We start from the raw sequence: 2,283 nt of genomic DNA on the forward strand, positions 1-2,283 counted from the left end.
ATATTCCTCGATAGCTCAATGGTAGAGCACTCGGCTGTTAACCGAGTTGTTGTAGGTTCGAGCCCTACTCGGGGAGTTCAACATTATAAGCCGATGTGGCTCAATTGGCAGAGCAGCTGATTTGTAATCAGCAGGTTATCGGTTCGAGTCCGATCATCGGCTTTTAATATTTTCGGGGTGTGGCTCAGTTTGGCTAGAGCACCTGGTTTGGGACCAGGGGGTCGCAGGTTCGAATCCTGTCACCCCGATTTAATCTTAATAGTTTGCGGGTGTGGTTCAATGGTAGAACATCAGCCTTCCAAGCTGAATACGTGGGTTCGATTCCCATCACCCGCTCTTAAATTAAATATCATGCGCGACTAGCTCAGCTGGCAGAGCACCTGACTCTTAATCAGGGTGTCCAGGGTTCGAACCCCTGGTCGCGCACTAAAAGGACAAGTAAAAACTTGTCTTTTTTATTTATAATTTAATTTATTTATTCTTTTTTACTAATTTAAAAATATAGATTAGAAACAAAATAGTAGCGAATATGATACCGCATGGATAGGCAATTTGACTACTTAATCCAAGTCCTTCTTTTGCCATTATAATATATGTACTACTTACAGCAGACATAAATGTGGCAGGCAGTGCTGTTATAAGGGATACTATTTTTTCTGCATGTGTTTTTAATAAATATGCAGTTGATATCCACAAGCTTATCATAGCTAAAGTTTGATTACTCCATGAAAAATAGCGCCATAACACATTGAAATCCAATTGTGTTAGTAAAGCACCAATACACAAAAGAGGTAATGTAATAATAAGTCTATTTTTAATAGGTTTTTGTGATAAACCAAAAATCTCACTTAATATTAAACGAGCACTTCTAAAAGCAGTATCGCCGGATGTGATTGGGCAAGCAACGACTCCTATAATAGCGAGAATGCCGCCTACTGTACCTAGCATTCCAGTAGAAATATCATATACAACACCAGATTGTCCTGAAGTTGTAATTGCATCATTTAAAGCAGATGTTGTTTCATAAAAGGCAATTCCCCCAGCTGCCCAAACTAATGCTATTACAGATTCAGCAAGCATTGCACCGTAGAAAATTTTACGTCCATCCTTCTCTGTGGTGATGCATTTTGATATCATAGGAGATTGTGTTGCATGAAAACCTGAAATAGCACCACAGGCAACAGTAATGAACATATATGGCCATACTGGAAGATTATCTGGGTGAAGATTTTGTAGAGATATTTCAGTGACATGATATCCTCCAATTACGATTCCACCTAAAATACATATAGCCATGGTAATTAACACAATACCGAATACGGGATATAGTTTACCTATAATCTTATCGATAGGTAATAATGTTGCTAGAACATAGTAAATGAGAATAATTAAAATCCAAAAATTATCATTTAAAGAGTTTGGTGTTAATCTTGCGATTAATGCTGCAGGGCTGTTGACAAATACAGTTCCTGTTAAGAGAAGAAGTATGACAGAAAAGAGTCTCATACCCCATTTTGCAATATTTCCGAGATATATACCAGACAATTCAGCAATAGATTTACCATCGTTTCTTTCGGATATCATTCCCACCATATAATCATGCACAGCACCACCTAGTAAAGATCCTAAAATAATCCATAGAAAGACAATAGGACCAAAACAAGCCCCCATAAGTGCTCCGAAAATAGGACCAGTTCCAGCTATATTCAGTAACTGAATTAAGAAAGCTTTTTTGGTATTAATTGGAACGTAATCAACTCCATCATTTAGTTTGTTGGCCGGCGTGATACGATCGTCTGGTGAGAAGATTTTATCGACTAACTTACCGTATGTGAAATATCCTACAAATAAAACGACAAACGAAATAATTAAAGATAGCATGAACTTAAACCTCCCTTTTTTTCTCATTATATCATAGGAAGTGTACAATTATGTAATATGACCTATCAATAAAAAGAATATAATAGTAATATCAGAATACTCGAATGACTTATAATTATTGTGATAATTTACGCATGTTAAATCAAAGATTTTTTGTTAAAAGATTTTTCAAGTTTGATTAAATCTTATGAATTCGAAAATGAAGTTAATAGCTCACATTGGATATAATAATGGAAAATGTATAAGGGATTTCAATTGAATTGTTTATAGTGTTAACGCAATTCAAACAAAAAAACATTTTTTAAATAATAGATTTACTTTGATAAAATGACAAAAAAACACTTTACATGTGTGTGGTTGGATGATATTATAATCGAGCACTGAGGGACAGCAAGTCACACA

General features: G+C 35.5%; 1 protein-coding gene and 5 tRNA genes. 5 read left to right on the top strand and 1 reads right to left on the bottom strand.

The window, feature by feature from the left end:
- The first annotated feature begins 4 nt into the window (after nt 1-4).
- From BLV53_RS16780 to BLV53_RS16800, 5 genes are all read left to right on the top strand, one after another.
- Nucleotides 5-76 (top strand) — tRNA-Asn (locus BLV53_RS16780).
- A 13-nt stretch (nt 77-89) separates the two neighbouring features.
- Nucleotides 90-162, top strand: a tRNA-Thr gene (locus tag BLV53_RS16785).
- Nucleotides 163-173: 11 nt separating this feature from the next.
- Nucleotides 174-248, top strand: a tRNA-Pro gene (locus BLV53_RS16790).
- 17 nt (nt 249-265) lie between these two features.
- A tRNA-Gly gene (locus BLV53_RS16795) sits at nt 266-336 on the top strand.
- A gap of 17 nt (nt 337-353) precedes the next feature.
- A tRNA-Lys gene (locus BLV53_RS16800) sits at nt 354-426 on the top strand.
- 45 nt (nt 427-471) lie between these two features.
- On the opposite strand, the gene BLV53_RS16805 is transcribed toward BLV53_RS16800, so the two are convergent.
- Complete coding sequence (locus tag BLV53_RS16805) at nt 472-1,881, bottom strand: carbon starvation CstA family protein (protein ID WP_090302765.1); 1,410 nt, start codon at nt 1,879-1,881, stop codon at nt 472-474.
- Between the last annotated feature and the right edge of the window lie 402 nt (nt 1,882-2,283).

The sequence above is a fragment of the Pseudobutyrivibrio sp. ACV-2 genome, from assembly GCF_900107545.1.
Taxonomy (GTDB): domain Bacteria; phylum Bacillota; class Clostridia; order Lachnospirales; family Lachnospiraceae; genus Pseudobutyrivibrio.

Bases quoted from the DNA above. Each gene is read 5' to 3' on its own strand.
- BLV53_RS16805 (WP_090302765.1), bottom strand. From the start codon at position 1,881: ATGCTATCTTTAATTATTTCGTTTGTCGTTTTATTTGTAGGATATTTC.